The organism is Candidatus Thiosymbion oneisti (assembly GCF_004359955.1).
GTDB classification, from domain to species: Bacteria; Pseudomonadota; Gammaproteobacteria; order Chromatiales; family Chromatiaceae; genus Thiosymbion; species Thiosymbion oneisti.
Genome location: NZ_SMSC01000012.1, coordinates 94,045 through 111,315 on the forward strand (window position 1 = coordinate 94,045; position 17,271 = coordinate 111,315).

Below are 17,271 nucleotides of genomic sequence, written 5' to 3' on the forward strand. Positions count from 1 at the left end.
AGGCCGCACGCCTGCCCGCCCGGATTGAAGACTAGGTCAGCGAAACCAACCACGTTCGGGCGCTCGACGCCTCCGTCGACACACTCGACCTGCCGGCGTTGGGGTTTACCCATGCGACGGGTGAGCTCCGGAAACTCGTAGCCGCTGCTGCATGGGCCTGATGTGCTTGATTTTCATGAGGATTCAGCTCAATTGAGAACGCCCTCTAGGTCAGCGAAACCAACCACGTTCGGGCGCTCGACGCTTACGTTGACACGCTTGACCTGCCGGCGTTGGGCTTTACCAATGCGACGGGTGATCTGACGCCCGGTCAGCCGGCGTTCGATCCGAGCCTGCTGCTCAAACTGTATCTTTACGGCGATCTCAATCGGGTGCGGAGCTCGCGGCGTCTGGAGCGGGAGTGCCGGCGCAACTTGGAGCTGATCTGGCTGCTGGAGGGCTTGGTCCCGAGCTACCGCACCAGCGCTGAGTTTCGGCGAGTAAACGGGAACGCCCGGCGCGCGGCGAACCGTGATTTCGTCATGCTATGCCAAGAGCTGGACCTGTTGGGAAGAGAAACCATCGGCATCGACGGCTCCTTTTTCCATGCGAGCGCCAGTGACGCCAGCATCACGACCAAGAAGCGCTTGGAAGCGCAATTGAAGCAGCTCGAACGTGAGCTGCAAGCCTACACGCGAGAGCTTGATGCCAACGACGCGCAGGAAACCGATGCGGGTGAGGGGTTAGGAGAAGACCCCGCGCTGGCCCGCAAGCTGGAAGCACTCAAGGAGCGGCAGAACCGCAAGCAGGCACAACGCGAGCGGTTAGAGGCAAGCGCAGAGACCCAATTCTCACGGACCGACCCCGACGCACGAGCCTTGAGCAAGGGGAAACAGCATGTAACCGGCGACAACGTGCAAAGCAGCGTCGATGAGAAACACAAGCTCATTGTGCATCACGACGTCACCAACGCCGGGAACGATGATCAGAGACGCTCAGAGGCTGTCTAAAACTAACCTATTATTGATTTCTACTGGCATTGATTTTCGGCTGGCTCCCCAGGCTCCAGCGTGGGGAGCGAGACCTGATCCCGACGGAGGGATCTGACACTCAACGTCGAGGTAGTGGTAAATTTATAAGTGAAAAGTAAGAGCGATTCATCCTTTGATCCCTCTCCCCAACCCTCCCGGAACGCAACCAGTGCCGTTGGTCGTGTTCCAACTTAGATATTAACCACTACCCAGCGTCAGTTAAGCGCGAATGGCTAACCGCCAGAACGCCGATCAGCACGGAGAAGCTGCGTCCGCTGGAGCGGACAAGACGGCGTTCCCACGCTGGAGCCTGGGAACGAGCGTGATAGAATAAGACTACCGATAGGTCAAATTTCACCGCTTGAGAGCGCTTCAAGCGTTTCGTCCATAAGCTCGCTCACTGCCTCCAGGCACTCGGTCACATCATCCGGTACGTCGGTCTGCTGAAGGATATTGCGAACGAGTATCAGGCTTCGCTGCATCCGGCGGAGGTTGCGCACGGATTCCCAGCTCATGGCCTCATCGATGTGAAAAATCGCCCGTTCCCAGCCATTGAACCCCGGATTCTCGGCCACTTCCCCGCGCAGGCACTGCCAAGCGCCCTGCAGATCCGACAGGATGGTCTTCTCGTAGCCAGTCGGCTCCGTATCAAATCCCATGTTCTTATGCGGCGGTCGTTCTTAAGGTTCAGACCGAGAAAGAAACCACGGCTAACTACTGTGGAGTAATGGTTCAGCCCCCACCCCGTCATTCCGGCAGGGAGTGCCGGAATCCAGATGTCATGGACGGCAAAACAGTGAAGGTCTGAATAATTACGAAGTAACAGTGTTGTTTGAGCATAAGATCCCCCCTCCGTCGGGACAAGGATTTCTCGCTACGCTCGAAATGACAGGCAAGGAGTTATGTTCGCATCAAGCCGAAATCCAGAGGGGAGCTGAACGATTACGCCACATACGGATTTTATGGAGAACAAAGCATATTTATTGTACCCGACAAGGGGAACCACGAATGGACACGAATTAACACGAATAATCTGCGGAAATCGGCGGAATCTGCGGATTGATCCCCTCTCCCCCAACCCTGCTCCCAGCCCGTAGGTTTTAGTGTGAATTCGTGTTTATTCATGGTTCTGCATGGCCTTCGGGAGCCCTCAAGCACCAGCAGCAGTCTTTTGCTCCCGCTTGGCCGCCCTCCGCTCCTTGGTTTCCATGAGCAGATCCCAGGCGACGGGGACGATGAAGAGGGTAAGGAAGGTGGCGGTAGCCAGGCCGGTGACGAAGGCCGAGGCCATGGTGCCCCAGATGAGGGAATAGCTGGGGATGCCTAAGGCCATGGGGAGCAGACCCAAGGTCGTGGTGAGGGTGGTCAGGACGATGGGGCGCAAGCGCACGTGGACGCCCTCGGTCACCGCCTCCCTGCGCGTCTTGCCTGCCCGGTAGCGGCGGTTGATGAAGTCGAGCAGGACCAGGGAATCATTGACCACCACGCCGGTGACGCCCACGACGGCGATGAAGCTGTTGACCGTAAACAAGGTCTGGGTAACCAGGGTGCCGAAGACCACGCCGGTGATGGCGAACATGATCGCCGAGAGGATGATCAGCGGCTGTAGATAGGATTTGAACTGGGTAGCCAGGATTAGGTAGATCAGCAGCACCGCCAGCCCGAAGGCCTGGGTCAGGCTGTCGAAGGAACGCTGGGTCTCCTCGAACTCACCGCCGAAGACCAGGGTGGCGCCGGCAAACCGGTCTCGGACCTCTGCATAGTGTTGCTTGACCCAGGCCGCTACCAGGGGTGAGGAGATGGGGGCCCCAGGTCTGATGTTGGCGGTGATGGCTAAGCTGCGTTGGCCGCGGTAGCGCTTGAGCTCGCCGGACTGGATCTCGACCACCGGGTGTACGAGATCCCCCAGGTGTACGGGCCCCGAGGGGTGCTCCCGGACCGGGATCGAGAGTGCCGCCTCGGGGGCGTCGATATAGGCCGGATCGATCCGCAGCTTGAAGTCCACCTCTTCGTCGCTCAGGCGGTAGTCGCCGATGTAGCGGCCGTCCAGCACGGCGGCGGCCAGCCGCGCGGCGTCCCCTGGGGTCAATCCCAGCTCCCGGGTCTTGGATGCGTTGACGTCGAGCCGGAATACCCGGGCCGGTCGGCCCCGATTGTCCGTAAGCTCGGTGAGGTGAGGACCCAGCTCCGGGTTCTCCCGGAGGGCCCGCAGCAACTCATCGGCCAGCCCCAGTACCGCGCGCTCGTTGGAGCCGACGATCTGGATATTCACGTCCTTGCCGGTGGGCGGCCCATCCTTCTCGGCCCGCATGTGAATCTCGAATCCTTCCCCGGCGAAGCGTTCGTTCAGGCGCTTGCGCATGGCATCCAGGTGGGCGATGGGATCCTGGAAGGCGCGCACCTTCCGATCAGGCAGGGGCACCGTGACCGTACCCAGGTTGTGACCGAACTCCTGCTCATAGTCCTCGTTGAAGACGAAGCCGGCGAAGCCGGCCGCCGAGCGGGCATAGCCCGGACCGTCGGCCATGATGTAGCGGGCGATCTCCCGCAGTTGCGCGTCCGTGCGCTCGATGGTGGTGTTGGCCGGACCCTCGATGAAGGCGTAGTAGAGGCTATAGTCGTCCGGGAAGAATTTGATCCGAATCAGGGGCGCCAGGCCAGCGATCGAGACCCCGAGGATGGCGATGGAGACCAGGAAGGCGACGCAGGCCAGGGATAGGCTCAGATAGCGCCAGCGCAGGGTGAGCCGGATCAGGCCGTCGGTGCCGCGGCGCAGAATCCGCAGCAGGATATTGTCCCGCTCGGAGAGCGGTGTGCCGCCGTGTCTGGGACGGGGGCCAAAATCCAGATAGTGCAGGGGCAGGATAAACAGGCACTCGAACAGGGAGGCGACGATAGCGAAGCTCACGGCCTTGGGGATGAGGGAGAAGAACTCCCCGGTAGAGCCGGTCATGATCAACATCGGGAGAAAGGCCGCTACCGTGGTGGCGGTAGCCGAGATCACCGGCAGCATCACCTCCGCGGTCCCGTCGATGATGGCCTGTTCCAGGGGTTCGCCCTGCTGGACGTGGCGGTAGATGTTCTCGACCACCACGACGGCATCGTCGACGACGATCCCGGATATCAGCACGAAGGAGAACAGGGTGATCTCGTTCAGGGAGTTGCCGGTGAGCTCCATGAGGATCATGGTCACCAGAAAGGCGAAGGGGATGCCCACGGTGACCAGACCGGCGTTGCGCAGGCCCATGAAGTACCAGAGGATCAGACTCACCAGGACGATCCCTAGGGCCAGGTTCCAACCCAGGGTGCTCATGGAGGCCTCGATGTAGATGGTCGAGTCCTGGGTCAGGATGATCTCTACCCCCTGGCGCGCCAGGCTGGGAGTGTACTCCGCGACGATGCGCCGGACCTCCTGGTGGATGGTCAGGGCGTTGCCCGCGGGGGCCTTGAGGACCTTGATGGTGACACAGTCCCGACCATTGACGGAGGTGATGATATGGGGGTCCCGATAGCCGACGCGGGCTTCTGAAATCAGGTCCTCCAGGGTCACGAAGGACCCGTCCAGGTCGCGTCGGATCAGGGTGGCGACCACCTGCTCGCGGGAGCGGAAGCGCTCGTCCACCCGGACCACGAATGCTCCGGAGCCGTCCTGATAGTCGCCGGCGGGGATAGTCAGGTTGGCATCCGCGAGCGCCTGGGCGACTTCCTCGAAGCTCACACCCCGGGCGCTGAGCCGGTGCGGATCCAGATAGACATGGAACTCGCGTTGGTGCTCACCTTCGAGTGCCGCCTCGATGACGCCGGGAATGCGCGACAGGGGAACCCGGAGCTCCTCGGCCATCAAGGTCAGGGCCCGGTTGGAGCGCTCGCCGACCAGATTGACGGCTACCACCGGCAGCCAGGTAGAGGTCTCGATGAGATCGAAGCGGGGTGGATCGATGCCCGCCGGCAGCTCTTCCAGCATCCCGAGCACCCGGAAGCGCAGCTCGTCGTAGAGGGCGGCGTAGTCGGTATCGTCGCGGAACTTGACCAGGATCGCGGAGCGCTCCCGCACCGAGCTGGAGCGGATGAACTCCACGTGCTCCAGTCCCTCCAGGGCCTCTTCGATCTTGATGGTGATCAGGGACTCGACGTCCTGGGGTGAGGCGCCGGGGTAGAAGGTATTGATGACGACCTTCCCGAAGTTGATCTCCGGGTAGCGTTCGACCGAGATGCGGCCGACCGCAAAGGCCCCGGCTACCGTCAGCAGGACGAAGAGCAGGTTGAACAGGACCCGCTGGCCCAGGGTGAAACGGACGACAGGTCGCATGTGCTATCTTCACGGAGGAGTTATCCACAAATGAACGCAAATCAACGCAAATGGATAACGAAGCAATCTGTGAGAATCTGCGTAATCTGTGGACAGAAAAGAGAATGTAATCTTTTGCCACCCATTTGCGTTCATTTGCGGCTGAAGAAGGGGCGTCCCGATCATAACCGCAATCTTTCAGAGCTGAGGGCTCGAATCTTCCTGCATCTGAAATCAGTCACTTGGATCTAAATGTCAACAGCCCGTAGGTTGGGCAAAGGCGCCTGCTCTCGGGTCGGCGATCAAGTCACCGGTCTCGATTGCGCCGTGCCCAACAACATGAACTTAAGTCGTCCAGGGACGGTAAACCGAGGGAAAGGACAGTCTCTCAGTTTTTGTCGACCTGTGGACCCACATCGATAAAGGACGCAAGGTAGCGAGCGAAAGACGCAACCCGCGTATCCATCGCCAAGATATCGTCTTTCAACACCTGGGTCTGATCCAGGATGACGCTCATCGACATCCCCGGTTTTTCCCGCTGGCCTGCCAGCGTGATGGTCGCTTTGTGCTTCTTCGTTCTCTCCGCAATGGAGCGCGTTCTGCGCTCGTGCTCCGTTTCCCAGGTGAACAGCGTTTCGAGCTGGCTCTCGGCATGAGCCGAAAGCTTCGGCTCCGACTTGCGCAACACCGGCATCAGGATGTCTTCAAGCGTCCCTTGTCCACTTTTCCCACTCCAGACGTAGAGTGCCTTATCCCCTGCAATCGCACCCGCGGGATCAGCGGCGTCGATCTGCCAGCCATCGACGAGCCAGGGCTTATCATCAATTGAACCGAAATCAGCCTTTACATCCTCACGAATCTTCTCGACACCCAAATCGTCTGCATCGTACAGGAAAAGGAATCGGGCCTGCGTCACGATCGCATCCGCTCGGTCGGGAAAGACAGCGGCATGCTCGAAAAGCGAAAGAAACCCCGATAGGAAATCGACAATCGTTTGCCGCTTGGTCTTTCCACCCGAATTGAAGACCAGTGCGATGACATCCTCGCGCCGCAACACGCGATCCGGCAGAAAGAATTTATGGGCCATGTCGAGACTGAGATCCTGAGCCGCGTGCCTCTCGACGTTCGTCTTGAAAAGGCTGTTGAAAGGCGCGGGGAACTCACTGAATTTCCACTCCACCTTGGTAAAGCCGAGGCAATGCTTAAGTACGCGGCGCACAAAGGCCACGTCATGCGGGCCTTCGCAGAAGACCAGGAGGGCCTTGACTTTCCGGGTCATCGCGCCCGCCTCAAATCCACGTCCCCGGCCGCGAGCAGCCTTTGGAACTTACCGCCGGTAAACTCCCGCACGGCAATGTTTCCGTCCGCAGACGGAACCAGGGCGTAGAAGGAGAAATCGTCCGGGTTCGGTACGTCGGTCACAAAGGCATCGATGCACTCCTTGCTGTGGCTAGTCAGAAACACCTGCACATTGAAGGTCTCCGCCAACCGGTGGATGAATCCCGCAAAACGGCCGATCAGCTCCGTGTGGATGGCATTCTCGAACTCATCGATCAGGAGCACACCATTGGCCGCCGATGCGAACAGGAGGGAGATAAAGAAGATCCGTTGCAGGCCCTCGCCATAATCCGTCAGATCGAGCGAGTCGGGAAACTCCTCGTCATCGACCAGAAAGCGCCGGCGTTCGTCCACCAAGCGAATGTCCTTGAGGGTCGGCAGTATTGCCCCCCTGATGAACTCGAAGATCTTCGGCAACGATTTGGATTGTGCACTCTTGTAATAAAACGAAGTGTAGTGATGTGGCTCATTGAGAAAGAAGGGGCTGCTGTAGACGACCGGGCACAACAGGCGGATGGAATGGGCCTGGGTCTCCCGGTCCCGACCCTTGAAAATATGGGTAACGGATTCCTGCTCGACGTCGCCGAATTCCGTACCGATCTCGACCGATTTGATGTAGCGGGATTTGTCTAGGCCGGCTTCTGTCTCCTCGTAGGCCCGGATCGAAACGCTGCTTGGTTGGTTCTCGAAAACACCGCGGATGTGAAAGTCATCACTGATCTGTTCCACCAGCCATTCCGTATCGATCCGATCTTGCGGGACCTTACCGCGCCGGCGGATGACCTCGACCAAGCCATCGAAATCGTTTTGGCGCGCCAGCAGATAGACGGCCTCGAGCAATGTGGTCTTGCCGCTGTTGTTGACGCCGGCAAAGAGGTTGATTCTCGATAGTTTATTGATTTCCAATCCCTGAAACTTTCTGTAGGCATCCAGGGTAATCGACGAGAAATGCCGGTCGGTCTGGTCATGAAAGACCTGCCGTTGTTCCACCCCAATCAGACTGGCCGCCTCGGTTCGATCCACAGTGTCTTGGATTAGTCTTTCCAGGGCAGACTTCCACACCGGACGGGGGATTCGACGCAGCACCCAGAATATTCGACGCAGCAGCCAGAATATAAAAAGTATAAGCAGCAGACCGACCAGCGAGATTATCAGTACGGAGGAGAGCAAGAGATCCACCAGCACATGGGTACCCATGACCCAGGTGATGAGTGCTATGGTCACGACAATGGCGGTGACAAAGCCAACGAGTATGAGCCAGGACGGCCAGGTTTTTTGTGGTTGTGTCTTCGATGGCATGTCTTCTATTCGATTCCGAATTTGCGTTTTTGGCGTTCATTTGCGGCTGAAAAATTGGATCAAGAACGTTCAATGATGACGAGCCGATTGCGACGATCTGCGTCGACTCGCATTCATTGGCGGCTGGAAGCCCGCGTAGGGCGGATAAGCTTGCGCCATCCGCCGTATGCCAGCCCCATCTGTCGGGTGCGGCCAGGCTCCCTCCTGCGTCGGGACGGGGCCTGGTCTGACCCGACCTACAGGCCGCCATCCGGCGGGTGACGGCGCGCCCACCGCCGCGGCAATCGGCGGCGCTTGGCGCATGCGCCTGACCCGCCCTACGGGCTCCTATCCTTCTTCGCCACACTTGGTCGACAGGATAACCTCCTCGCCATCGCCTGCACTTGAGAAATAGCCGCATCCAGCCGACCCGACCGTGCCGCGTTGCCGGTGCACGCGAAAACCTCAGGCCGTCATTCCGGCTGGGACACCGGAATCCGGATGCCAGGGATGGCAAACCGGCGGGAACCCGAAACACTGGCTGTAAGCATCCGACCGCTCGGCCCATGTCGATGCGGTTCGTGTTACTCACCGCATCTTACACAAGCCAGCGAGGCTCCGCCTCGGACCGACGAGCCCCTTTGGAGTGCGGCGGCATTGTTTACCCTGGCAACGACGGGAGTCTGTCGGGTTTGGTGTTACCACAAGGCGACCAAGCGGCACGCGCTTGCCGCCGCTTTGGATTCGGCACGGTACTTACCCCAGGCGGAGGTTGGCCGGGAAGCCGAGCACCGGGTTCCCCCCGTGTCGCGGCGACAAGGCTTTCCCCTGGCCGCGACGCCTTATCTTAAGGATCGATGAGGGGTTCGCGGGACAACCAAGAAAAAAACTTTTCGCAGTTCTGACTGTTCTCGGCCCGATAGTAATCCGCCGCACTATCATCGATCCATCCCAACCAAGCTTTGAGTGATTGATTGCGGACCGTTTCCCGAAAGCGCGGAAACATTGCCTCCGAGAACTGGTCACCGTAATCGGAAGCCCGATATTGCTCCACCAGCGCCAGGGCGCGCAGGCTACGCCTCAGTTCCGTTTTTGATACCCCGATGCGGCGGACAATCTCGTCTTCGCTGCATTGGTGTTCCCGATACATCCTTTCCAGCAGCCTGGCCTGGTTCCATTCGCCCCACTTTTTATTACCGCTGATGTGTTTCAGTGCCATCAGGGTGAGATGATGGAACTCGTCCGCGTCTTCGTAGAGGACCACCGGCACGCGGCTGAAGATTTCGGGATCAAGCTGGCCGAGATCGACCCCCTTTTGTTCGTACTCCTGAGACAGGTGTTTCAACGCGGCAATCCGCCGATTGCCCTCCACGACCAAGTAACCACCATCGGGGAGGGCGCGGACCTGGATCTGATCTACGGGCAAATAGCCGTTGGCGCGGAAACTCTCGATCAGATCCCGGATGTTTTGGTTGCGTTCCCCCGCCAACAACCGGGCGGTGCGGCGTGCTACGGCCTTGTCCTTGATCCGATCGTCGGTAACCTCGACGTACTCCGGCTCGTGGATGAGCCGGTAGTTGTTCGGGTCCGGCCACAGGTTTTTGAGGCTTACCCGCTTGATCTTGGCATCAGTAGATTGCTGATCTTCTTGCATCGATCGTCCTCCGCCCAGGGTTTATCCTCGCCAGCCTACGGTCCTGTTCTTGATCCAATTGCGGGTAATTGAATCGATTCCGAATTTGCGTTTTTTGCGTTCATTTGCGGCTGAAGAAGGGGCGTCCCGATCATAACCGCAATCCTTCAGAGCTGAGGGCTCGAATCTTCCTGCGTCTGAAATCAGTCACTTGGATCTAAATGTCAACAGCCCCTAGTAGGCACGCTGGTTTCTCCATCCTACTGACTTTTAAAAATACAGAATATGCTGAAATGATGTACTATGGTTTCGTCTTTAGATTCCGGCTGTTTTTTGTGCCCGTTTTCATGGACTGAACGGGTGATAGATGGACCAATGTCTTTGAAAATGGGTAAAGCCCAACGCCTGGAGGTCGAGCGTATCAACGGAGGCCTCGATTGCCCGAACGAGATTGGTCTGGCTGACGTAATCTTCGACCCGTGGCGGCAGCGGGACTTCCTGAGCATGGCTGTCCCTTGTCTGTAGCGTCTGGCAGTGCCGGAATCCAGGTGCCATGGATAGCAAAACAGTAGGGGTTGAACAATTGCGTTCCACCAGGACGGCAATTTCCTAAAGATAGACAGGCCTATGAGATACGCGGGCTAGCGTTTTCGCGGTATCAGGACGGTGTAGTCGAAATCCAGCACGACCGCGGGGTCGTATTTCCCTTCCTGGTTTCGGTAGGGGAAGGCGGCGCAATCCTGGTCCTTCACGGCGACCAGACGCAAACGCAGGGCGCCTAGATCGGTTTGGCCCGGCAGCGCGTCCTTACTCAAGACCTGGGACCAGGCGTAGACCGTATCGCCGGCGAAGATGGGGGCTACGTGGCGCCCGCCGTTGATGGCAGCGATCTTGAAGGCATTGGCCAGGCCGTTGAAGGCAAAGGAGCGTGCCAAGCTGATGACGTGACCACCGTAGACGATCCGCTTGCCGAAGCGGCCATCCTTTTCGGTATGCTGGTTGAAGTGCACCTTGGCGGTATTCTGGTAGAGCCGGGTGGCAATCATGTGGTCGCTCTCCTCCACCGTCATGGCGTCCACATGATCGATCTTCTCGCCTTCTTCATAGTCGTCCCAGAAATAGGCGCTCCCGGCCAGATCCGTGTCGTAACCGGAAAGGTCCAGTGCGTCCGGTACGATCAGGTCGGCGACGGGGACCGCCTGCGGCAGCTCGGGCACCACCGGCTCGGGGGGCGGAGCACCGGGGTCCTGTTTCCGTACCATCACCCAACGGACATATTCGAGTACCGTCTCGCCCCCTTGCTTGGTGCCCACGGAGCGCACATAGACGGTGCCGGTCTTGCCGTTCGAGTTCTCCTTGAGGCCGATCACCTCGGAGACGGTTCGGATGGTGTCCCCCGGATAGGCCAGGGCATGGAAGCGTCCGGAGGCATAGCCGAGGTTGGCGATGGCGTTGAGCGAGATGTCCGGCACCGTTTTCCCGAACACCAGATGGAAGAGCAGCAGGTCGTCCAGGGGTGCGCGCGGTAGCCCGATGGCCGCGGCGAAAGCGTTGGAGGACTGGACCGCGAATCGGGAGCCGTAAAGCGCCGTGTAGAGGGCCACATCTCCCTCCGTGATGGTGCGCGGCGTGGCGTGGATGATCTTCATCCCAATGCGAAAATCCTCGAAAAAGTTACCGGGATTCGTCTTTGTGCTCATTGTGTTCCCCTGGATTCAAGCGTGAGTCGCCTAACCTGACGATGAAGGAAGGGACTATTTTAATCCACAGATTCCGCAGATTCCGCAGATTATTTCTGCTTCTCATCGGTGACAATCGGCGCTTCAAGACGCGACTGAGGTTCCTTCTGCAAAGCCCCTCTCCTTGAAGGGTGTCGCAAAAGCCCCTCTCCCGCCGAGGGTGTCGTAATGGGTGCGACTCAAGTCGGGCTGAAAAGCGCAGCGCATCCCGCCGATTGATTTTTTTCATTTTTCTCACACCAAGCCACAAAGACACGAAGCATTCTCCGCCATTGCTGTCGTTCTTCTCTCAATCCTTATACCCCTTTGTGGCTTGGTGTCTTTGTGTGATGCAGAAGAAAAAAGGAAACGGGAGATCACATTATTCCGTTTCCGCCCCGCAACGGCCCATGGACGGGCTTTTGCGACACCCTCCCGCTGTAACCTGGCTCGATGTTCCCAACGCCTGAAATCAGCCGTTCGGATTTAAATGTCAACAGGCTCTAGCTTACTGCCCGCAACACCCACTTCAGGGACAAGCTTCTTTACCAGATCGGCGTCCACGTCGCCGGGGGTGAGCGTCGTAGCGTTCGCGGAACCGCACGCAATCCCGAGTTGCACGGCATCCGGCATGGATTGACCGCGGACTAGTCCGGCAGCAATGCCTGCTGTCGTTGCATCGCCGCTCCCAACTGTGTTCAAGACGTGGACCGCTGGTGGCGTGAAGTGCCAAGCAAGGGTTTTGTTCAGCAGCCAAGCGTCTTTCTTTCCTTGGGTGACGAGGACCCACTGGGCGCCCCCGCTTATCAGCATCTGCGCCGCTTCACGGAGTGCTCCCTCAGTATCAATCGGCCTCCCGCAGGTAGCGACAAGCTCCTGATCGTTCAGCTTCACCAGCACCGGCAAGTAAGCAAGCGCTTGCATCAGCGCTTCGCCGCGGGCATCGATCAACACCGCCACTTCCGATGCTTGCGCCCTGCAGGCGAACCTGGCGTAGACGTCCTCAGGTGAACCGGGTGGAGGTGCACCTGCCACCACCATTATGTCGCTTTCCGCCAGAAGTAATGAAAGCTTCTCATCAAGCGCCGACCATTCGTCCGGCGTGGGAAGCGGCGCCTCCTCCACCAGTTCCGTAACGCAGGCAGTCGTTCTGTCGATGAGCGTCGTGCAGATACGGGTCGGTTGGTCTGTCCAAACGATGTCGGTTTCGATCCCCATCTCCTCCAAAAACGAAACCATTGTGTTGCCTGTTTCACCACCGGCAAATCCCGCTACCAAGGGAGATTCCTTTAGCGCCTTCAAGGTACGCGCAACATTGATGGATTTGCCTCCAGATGAAACGGCGACGGAATGGGCCCGGTTCACCTGGCCGAGTTGGAGACTCGAGAATCGTATCGTCCGTTGCAGACAGGGCGTGACGCCTACGCAGAGGATGCGGCGAGTTTCTTTACCGGACAGAGGTGGAGCACCGACAAAAAAGCCCCTCTTGAGAGGGGCTTGTATGCATGGGTGAGTACTGACGACACGCTTGATCCGGGACATGCCGGTATCGTCTCAACGATGATAGCTCATCGAAAATATTGGTGGGCCGTGTAGGATTCGAACCTACGACCAATGGATTAAGAGTCCACTGCTCTACCAGCTGAGCTAACGGCCCTTGGGCGGGAATGCAGCGCTCAGGTCCCTAATGCAAAGCTACTCGGAAACCAGACTTTACGAGCAAATCTCCGGGATAGGATTTTTCACGGCCCCCTACTGGGACGCACCGGGACCATTGGGACGCACTGGGGTGGACGATGGGGATCGAACCCACGACCACAGGAGCCACAATCCTGTGCTCTACCAACTGAGCTACGTCCACCATCGGAAATCCGTCGCTACCCTTCCCGGCACAATTCCCCGCTAAGGCTCAACCCCGCCTGGACTTCTCGTCCGGGTATTCGCTCGGTTGCGCTTATCCACCCTGGACAAGATGCCTTCATGCAGCTGAGCTACGCCGAAAATTCGGAGCATCGTCCCTGCCCTACCCTACTCACTTGGCACCCCGGGAGGGACTCGAACCCCCGACCCAGAGCTTAGAAGGCTCTTGCTCTATCCGCCTGAGCTACCGGGGCCCGAACCACCTTATGGGAATACCGGTATGCCGTTTCCCATCAATCGTCTTAGTGGTCGGGGTAGAGGGATTCGAACCCCCGACATCCTGCTCCCAAAGCAGGTGCGCTACCAGACTGCGCCATACCCCGCTGCCCTCGGAACACGGTCCTGCCACGAAAACTAAAAAATGATACCCAGCCATTTCGATTCCGTCAAACCGGCTCTATCTGCCCGGAACGCCTAACCTGCCTTGCAAAGGCCCGCGTCGAGGCTATGATGCGAACCTCCGGTATCGATAAAGATACGTAAGGCCCCATGAGCGCACAAATCCTCGACGGCAAGACCATCTCCGCGGACATCCGTGCCGGACTCAAGGCAAAAGTCGATGCCTTGCTTGCCGATGGCGGCCGCCGGCCCGGCCTGGCCGTGGTGCTCTTGGGCGAGGACCCCGCATCCGTTGTCTACGTCCGCAACAAACGTAACGCCTGCGTGGAAGTAGGCTTCCACTCGGAGCTGCACGAGCTGCCCCACACCAGCGCCCAGGGACAACTCCTGGAATTGATCGACGCGCTCAATGCCGACGCGCGGATCGACGGCATCCTGATCCAACTCCCCCTACCGCACCAGATCGACGAAGAGGCAGTGATCGAGCGCATCCTGCCTACCAAGGACGTCGACGGCTTCCATCCCTACAACATCGGCAGACTGGCGCTGCGCATGCCGGTACTGCGTCCCTGCACCCCCAAAGGCATCATGACCATGCTGGAACACACCGGGTGCAAGCTCGAAGGGCTGGACGCCGTGATCATCGGCGACTCCAATATCGTAGGCCGACCAATGGCCCTGGAGCTGCTGGCCGCCCACTGCACCACTACGATCTGCCACTGCTACACCAAGGACTTGGCGGCGAAGACCCGCGGCGCCGACCTCCTGGTAACCGCCGTGGGTCAACCGCAGTTCGTCCCGGGGGACTGGGTCAAGGAAGGCGCAGTGGTCATCGACGTGGGCATCAACCGCACCGATAAAGGCAAGCTGGTGGGGGACCTGGATTTCGCGAGTGTGAGCAAGCGCGCGGCCTGGATCACCCCCGTCCCCGGCGGCGTCGGCCCCATGACCATCGCGAGCCTGCTGGAGAACACTCTGCAAGCCGCCCAGCTCCATGCCGGAAGGCAACAGCAATCCTGAATGATTTGGCGCTGTTCGGGGGACCGGATGTGGCTGGAAGCGAGTCGTCGGGTCGGTCGGACAAAGGGCGTAGGATGCGGTGAGCGCGGGAAATTTTTCAGGATAGCACTGCCGGGCGGCGCGAACCGCATCGATGATACGGTGAGCGGCTGAAGGCGGGATGCGCTGCGCTCTCCCGCTCTACGCGGGCTGCTATCCAAAGGTGCGGTTCGCTGCCCGCATCATTAGATGCGGTTCGCGTCTCCTCATGGTGCTATTCTGAAAAACCAACCGCGCTCACCGCATCCTACGTCCATCCTACGGGCTCGAGCCTACCCTACCGCACCATTGCAATCAACAGGACGACGAGCCCCACCACCAAGGTCAGGGGCAGCAGCACTGCCTGCCAGTCTCCCTTCCGGGCCGTGGGGCCCTGTTCCTGCCAGTGTTGGTAGGCCCGCCAGGCGTAGAAGACCATCATGCCCATGGCTGCGGCCGCGATGATCTTGAGGAACAGATCCATCGGTTTACCTCCGGTTTAGGAACGAAAAACCCCGGCACCGGGGCCGGGGTTGATCACAGGTTGCGGATCAGTCCGTCATTCATCGCCCATGATGCCGAGAATCTGGAGCAGGCTGATGAAGATATTGAAGATACTCAGGTACAACCCGTAGGTAGCCATGATGTAGTTGGTCTCGCCACCATTGATGATGCGGCTGGTATCGAAGAGGATAAAGCCGCTCATGAGCAGGATGATGGCACCGGAGATAGCCAGCGACAGGGCGGGCAGGGCCAGAAAGAGGTTGGCGATGGCGACGATGAAGACGACCATGATGCCGGCGAACAGAAAGCCGCCCATGAAGCTGAAATCCCGCTTGCTGGTCAGGGCATAGCCGGAAAGACCCAGAAAGATCAGGCCCGTGCCGGCGAAGGCCGTGCCGATGATCTGGGGTCCCTTGGGCAGGGCGAGATACGCGGTCAGGATGGCACCAAGCCCGAATCCGAGCAGGCCGGTGATCAGAAAGATCATACCGATGCCGGTGCTGGCATTGGCGGTCCGCGGCAATACGAATATACCGAGCACCATGGCGCCGATGACCGAGACCAGGTACACCCAACTCGGAACCGCCAGCATGATGGACAGGCCCGCCATCAGGGCGCTGAAGACCAGGGTGGCGGAAAGCAACATATAGGTGTTTTTCAACACCTTGTTCGTGGCGACCGCGCGTGCGGAGCCGTGTGCGATGGTGTAGTCGGTGTTAGGCATTGGTTTTCTCACTCCTCCAGTTGAAGCAACCCGGTGTCTTATGAGGACCTTGAAGAACCCCTTCCACGGGGGCTTTCAATATACGCAATCGAAAGTGGGCTTCCGATTTTGCGGCATGTCTTCGTTGCATGTAACGGTGATGCGATCGGACACGGCCGGACATCCCTGCCCCTAAATCATAGCGGACATAGCCCAGCGTCGAATCCCTAAGTTTGAAGCATACCGAAGCTGGACCGAACTGCAAGCGGCTTGCTCCCACTCACACCCGGATTTTCCGTCGCGCTGCACGCGCCCGCCCGCCTATCACACCGGGGATTGCCGTCCCGATGAGCGATGCATGCCGGTATCCGACGGCGGGGCTGCGTTGCGCTCGGACCCGATAGAGGCCCCTCGCCTTCCGTAACCCCACTCTGCAAGCAGTTGTACATCGGTCCGAGCATACATCCGGTATCCCTCTCAAAGCCGATTTGGGGGCAGTCGATCCCGATGCAAGATCATGCCGGTGAGCGGTGCGGATGAAACTCGGACGTGAATCCGTGAGATAAAATCCAGGATTTCGGTTAACTCTATGATTTTACTTGGATTTTCAAAGATTGGCTATTTCACCTGCTGGGTGAGTCCAAAAATGAATGAATTTTTCCATTATCCTGTTGTTTTATAAAGGGATTATTCTATGAATGGCTCATTTAGTTCACGGAACCAGGTCGGAATCATGCGAATTCATTTCTGTGAAAACCCGTGTAATCCAAAGAAATCTTTGCATCCTTTACGCCTTTTCGGTTCAAACGATTCCGTCATTGCTGGAAGCCGGCAACTGGAAGCTGGAAGCACAAGAGGCCAAAGGCTATGCTTGCTCCCAACGCCGCGCCGCCGTCGCGTCCGAGGTCCGGGAGTCCAGCCAGTGCTCGCCCTGGTCGGTGATCTCCTTTTTCCAGAAGGGGGCACGGGTCTTCAAGTAGTCGATCAGGAACTCGCAGGCACGGAAGGCCTCGCTGCGGTGGGTGCCAGTTACGGCCACCAGGACAATCGGGTCTTGGGGCCTGAGCTCCCCGACCCGGTGCAGGACCCGAATCCCCTGCAGGTCCCAGCGCCTGCCCGCTTCCTCGGCGATGGCGATCAGGGCCTTCTCGGTCATCCCCGGATAGTGCTCCAGGATCATCCGGCTTACCCGCTCGCCTTGGTTCATATCCCGCATCAGCCCCACGAAAGTCACCAGGGCCCCGACCTGAGGCCGCCCGCGCCACAGGTCTTCCTGCTCCGCGGCGATATCGAATGGCTCGGTTTGGACCCGTACATCGATCATATCTGTCGGCTCCGAGGCGGCAGTTCAGAGGCGTATGCTACAGGGAACCACGAATGAACACGAATGGACACTAATTTAGCAGGGCAACCGAATGATAAACATCGCTGAAACAAGCTGTTGGCGGGTAAGTCAATAGGAGCAGTCGGGTAATCGGCCCGATCCTTTGGAGTGCGCCGGC

Annotated in this window: 12 protein-coding genes, 4 tRNA genes and 1 pseudogene; 3 read left to right on the plus strand and 14 right to left on the minus strand. The window is 58.8% G+C overall.

Features of this window, described 5'->3' with window-relative positions; translation table 11 throughout:
- Positions 1-227: 227 nt before the first annotated feature.
- Positions 228-989, plus strand: a pseudogene (locus tag E1958_RS08720) (transposase); the annotation flags it as partial.
- Between the two features lie 368 nt (positions 990-1,357).
- On the opposite strand, the gene E1958_RS08725 reads toward E1958_RS08720, so the two are convergent.
- From E1958_RS08725 to E1958_RS08745, 5 genes are all read right to left on the minus strand, one after another.
- Positions 1,358-1,669, minus strand: a complete 312-nt coding sequence (locus tag E1958_RS08725; RefSeq protein ID WP_089724181.1) for a hypothetical protein — start codon at positions 1,667-1,669, stop codon at positions 1,358-1,360.
- Between the two features lie 491 nt (positions 1,670-2,160).
- Positions 2,161-5,319 (minus strand): efflux RND transporter permease subunit, encoded by a 3,159-nt coding sequence (locus tag E1958_RS08730; RefSeq protein ID WP_133511536.1) that lies wholly within the window; start codon positions 5,317-5,319, stop codon positions 2,161-2,163.
- Between the two features lie 367 nt (positions 5,320-5,686).
- Positions 5,687-6,577, minus strand: coding sequence for a DUF3226 domain-containing protein (locus E1958_RS08735; RefSeq protein ID WP_133511537.1), 891 nt, complete (start codon positions 6,575-6,577; stop codon positions 5,687-5,689).
- Positions 6,574-7,935 carry an AAA family ATPase gene (locus E1958_RS08740; protein ID WP_133511538.1) on the minus strand — a complete coding sequence of 454 codons (1,362 nt, stop codon included), beginning with the start codon at positions 7,933-7,935 and terminating at the stop codon, positions 6,574-6,576. Before E1958_RS08740 ends, E1958_RS08735 begins: the two co-directional genes overlap by 4 nt.
- Positions 7,936-8,761: 826 nt before the next feature.
- Positions 8,762-9,568 (minus strand): ParB/RepB/Spo0J family partition protein, encoded by an 807-nt coding sequence (locus tag E1958_RS08745; RefSeq protein ID WP_133511539.1) that lies wholly within the window; start codon positions 9,566-9,568, stop codon positions 8,762-8,764.
- Positions 9,569-9,922: 354 nt separating this feature from the next.
- On the opposite strand from E1958_RS08745, the gene E1958_RS20230 reads away from it, so the two are divergent.
- Positions 9,923-10,072: a hypothetical protein gene (locus tag E1958_RS20230; protein WP_208108582.1), complete on the plus strand. Its 150-nt coding sequence runs from the start codon at positions 9,923-9,925 to the stop codon at positions 10,070-10,072.
- Positions 10,073-10,188: 116 nt separating this feature from the next.
- Here the strand turns inward: E1958_RS20230 and E1958_RS08750 are convergent, their stop codons facing one another.
- From E1958_RS08750 to E1958_RS08775, 6 genes are all read right to left on the minus strand, one after another.
- Positions 10,189-11,247, minus strand: a complete 1,059-nt coding sequence (locus E1958_RS08750) for a MaoC family dehydratase (protein ID WP_133511540.1) — start codon at positions 11,245-11,247, stop codon at positions 10,189-10,191.
- A 504-nt stretch (positions 11,248-11,751) separates the two neighbouring features.
- Positions 11,752-12,807, minus strand: coding sequence for a 1-phosphofructokinase family hexose kinase (locus E1958_RS08755; protein ID WP_133511541.1), 1,056 nt, complete (start codon positions 12,805-12,807; stop codon positions 11,752-11,754).
- Positions 12,808-12,846: 39 nt separating this feature from the next.
- A tRNA-Lys gene (locus tag E1958_RS08760) sits at positions 12,847-12,922 on the minus strand.
- A 128-nt stretch (positions 12,923-13,050) separates the two neighbouring features.
- Positions 13,051-13,126: transfer RNA gene (locus E1958_RS08765), tRNA-His, on the minus strand.
- A gap of 176 nt (positions 13,127-13,302) precedes the next feature.
- Positions 13,303-13,379, minus strand: a tRNA-Arg gene (locus tag E1958_RS08770).
- A 52-nt stretch (positions 13,380-13,431) separates the two neighbouring features.
- A tRNA-Pro gene (locus E1958_RS08775) sits at positions 13,432-13,508 on the minus strand.
- A 166-nt stretch (positions 13,509-13,674) separates the two neighbouring features.
- On the opposite strand from E1958_RS08775, the gene folD reads away from it, so the two are divergent.
- On the plus strand, positions 13,675-14,544 hold the full coding sequence (folD, locus tag E1958_RS08780; protein WP_133511542.1) for a bifunctional methylenetetrahydrofolate dehydrogenase/methenyltetrahydrofolate cyclohydrolase FolD: 870 nt from the start codon (positions 13,675-13,677) through the stop codon (positions 14,542-14,544).
- A 316-nt stretch (positions 14,545-14,860) separates the two neighbouring features.
- On the opposite strand, the gene E1958_RS08785 is transcribed toward folD, so the two are convergent.
- The 3 genes from E1958_RS08785 to moaE form a co-directional block, all read right to left on the minus strand.
- Positions 14,861-15,046, minus strand: a complete 186-nt coding sequence (locus E1958_RS08785) for a hypothetical protein (protein ID WP_133511543.1) — start codon at positions 15,044-15,046, stop codon at positions 14,861-14,863.
- Positions 15,047-15,121: 75 nt separating this feature from the next.
- Positions 15,122-15,790: a Bax inhibitor-1/YccA family protein gene (locus E1958_RS08790; RefSeq protein WP_133511544.1), complete on the minus strand. Its 669-nt coding sequence runs from the start codon at positions 15,788-15,790 to the stop codon at positions 15,122-15,124.
- A gap of 844 nt (positions 15,791-16,634) precedes the next feature.
- The gene (gene moaE / locus E1958_RS08795; RefSeq protein ID WP_207787835.1) at positions 16,635-17,093 is read right to left on the minus strand and encodes a molybdopterin synthase catalytic subunit MoaE; all 459 of its coding nucleotides are present in this window, start codon (positions 17,091-17,093) and stop codon (positions 16,635-16,637) included.
- Positions 17,094-17,271: the final 178 nt, after the last annotated feature.

What these genes read in the sequence shown, in the direction of transcription:
- E1958_RS08725 (WP_089724181.1), bottom strand. Translation starts at nt 1,669, where the DNA reads ATGGGATTTGATACGGAGCCGACTGGCTACGAGAAGACCATCCTGTCG.
- E1958_RS08730 (WP_133511536.1), bottom strand. Translation starts at nt 5,319, where the DNA reads ATGCGACCTGTCGTCCGTTTCACCCTGGGCCAGCGGGTCCTGTTCAAC.
- E1958_RS08735 (WP_133511537.1), bottom strand. Translation starts at nt 6,577, where the DNA reads ATGACCCGGAAAGTCAAGGCCCTCCTGGTCTTCTGCGAAGGCCCGCAT.
- E1958_RS08740 (WP_133511538.1), bottom strand. Translation starts at nt 7,935, where the DNA reads ATGCCATCGAAGACACAACCACAAAAAACCTGGCCGTCCTGGCTCATA.
- E1958_RS08745 (WP_133511539.1), bottom strand. Translation starts at nt 9,568, where the DNA reads ATGCAAGAAGATCAGCAATCTACTGATGCCAAGATCAAGCGGGTAAGC.
- E1958_RS20230 (WP_208108582.1), top strand. Translation starts at nt 9,923, where the DNA reads ATGTCTTTGAAAATGGGTAAAGCCCAACGCCTGGAGGTCGAGCGTATC.
- E1958_RS08750 (WP_133511540.1), bottom strand. Translation starts at nt 11,247, where the DNA reads ATGAGCACAAAGACGAATCCCGGTAACTTTTTCGAGGATTTTCGCATT.
- E1958_RS08755 (WP_133511541.1), bottom strand. Translation starts at nt 12,807, where the DNA reads ATGTCCCGGATCAAGCGTGTCGTCAGTACTCACCCATGCATACAAGCC.
- folD (WP_133511542.1), top strand. Translation starts at nt 13,675, where the DNA reads ATGAGCGCACAAATCCTCGACGGCAAGACCATCTCCGCGGACATCCGT.
- E1958_RS08785 (WP_133511543.1), bottom strand. Translation starts at nt 15,046, where the DNA reads ATGGATCTGTTCCTCAAGATCATCGCGGCCGCAGCCATGGGCATGATG.
- E1958_RS08790 (WP_133511544.1), bottom strand. Translation starts at nt 15,790, where the DNA reads ATGCCTAACACCGACTACACCATCGCACACGGCTCCGCACGCGCGGTC.
- moaE (WP_207787835.1), bottom strand. Translation starts at nt 17,093, where the DNA reads ATGATCGATGTACGGGTCCAAACCGAGCCATTCGATATCGCCGCGGAG.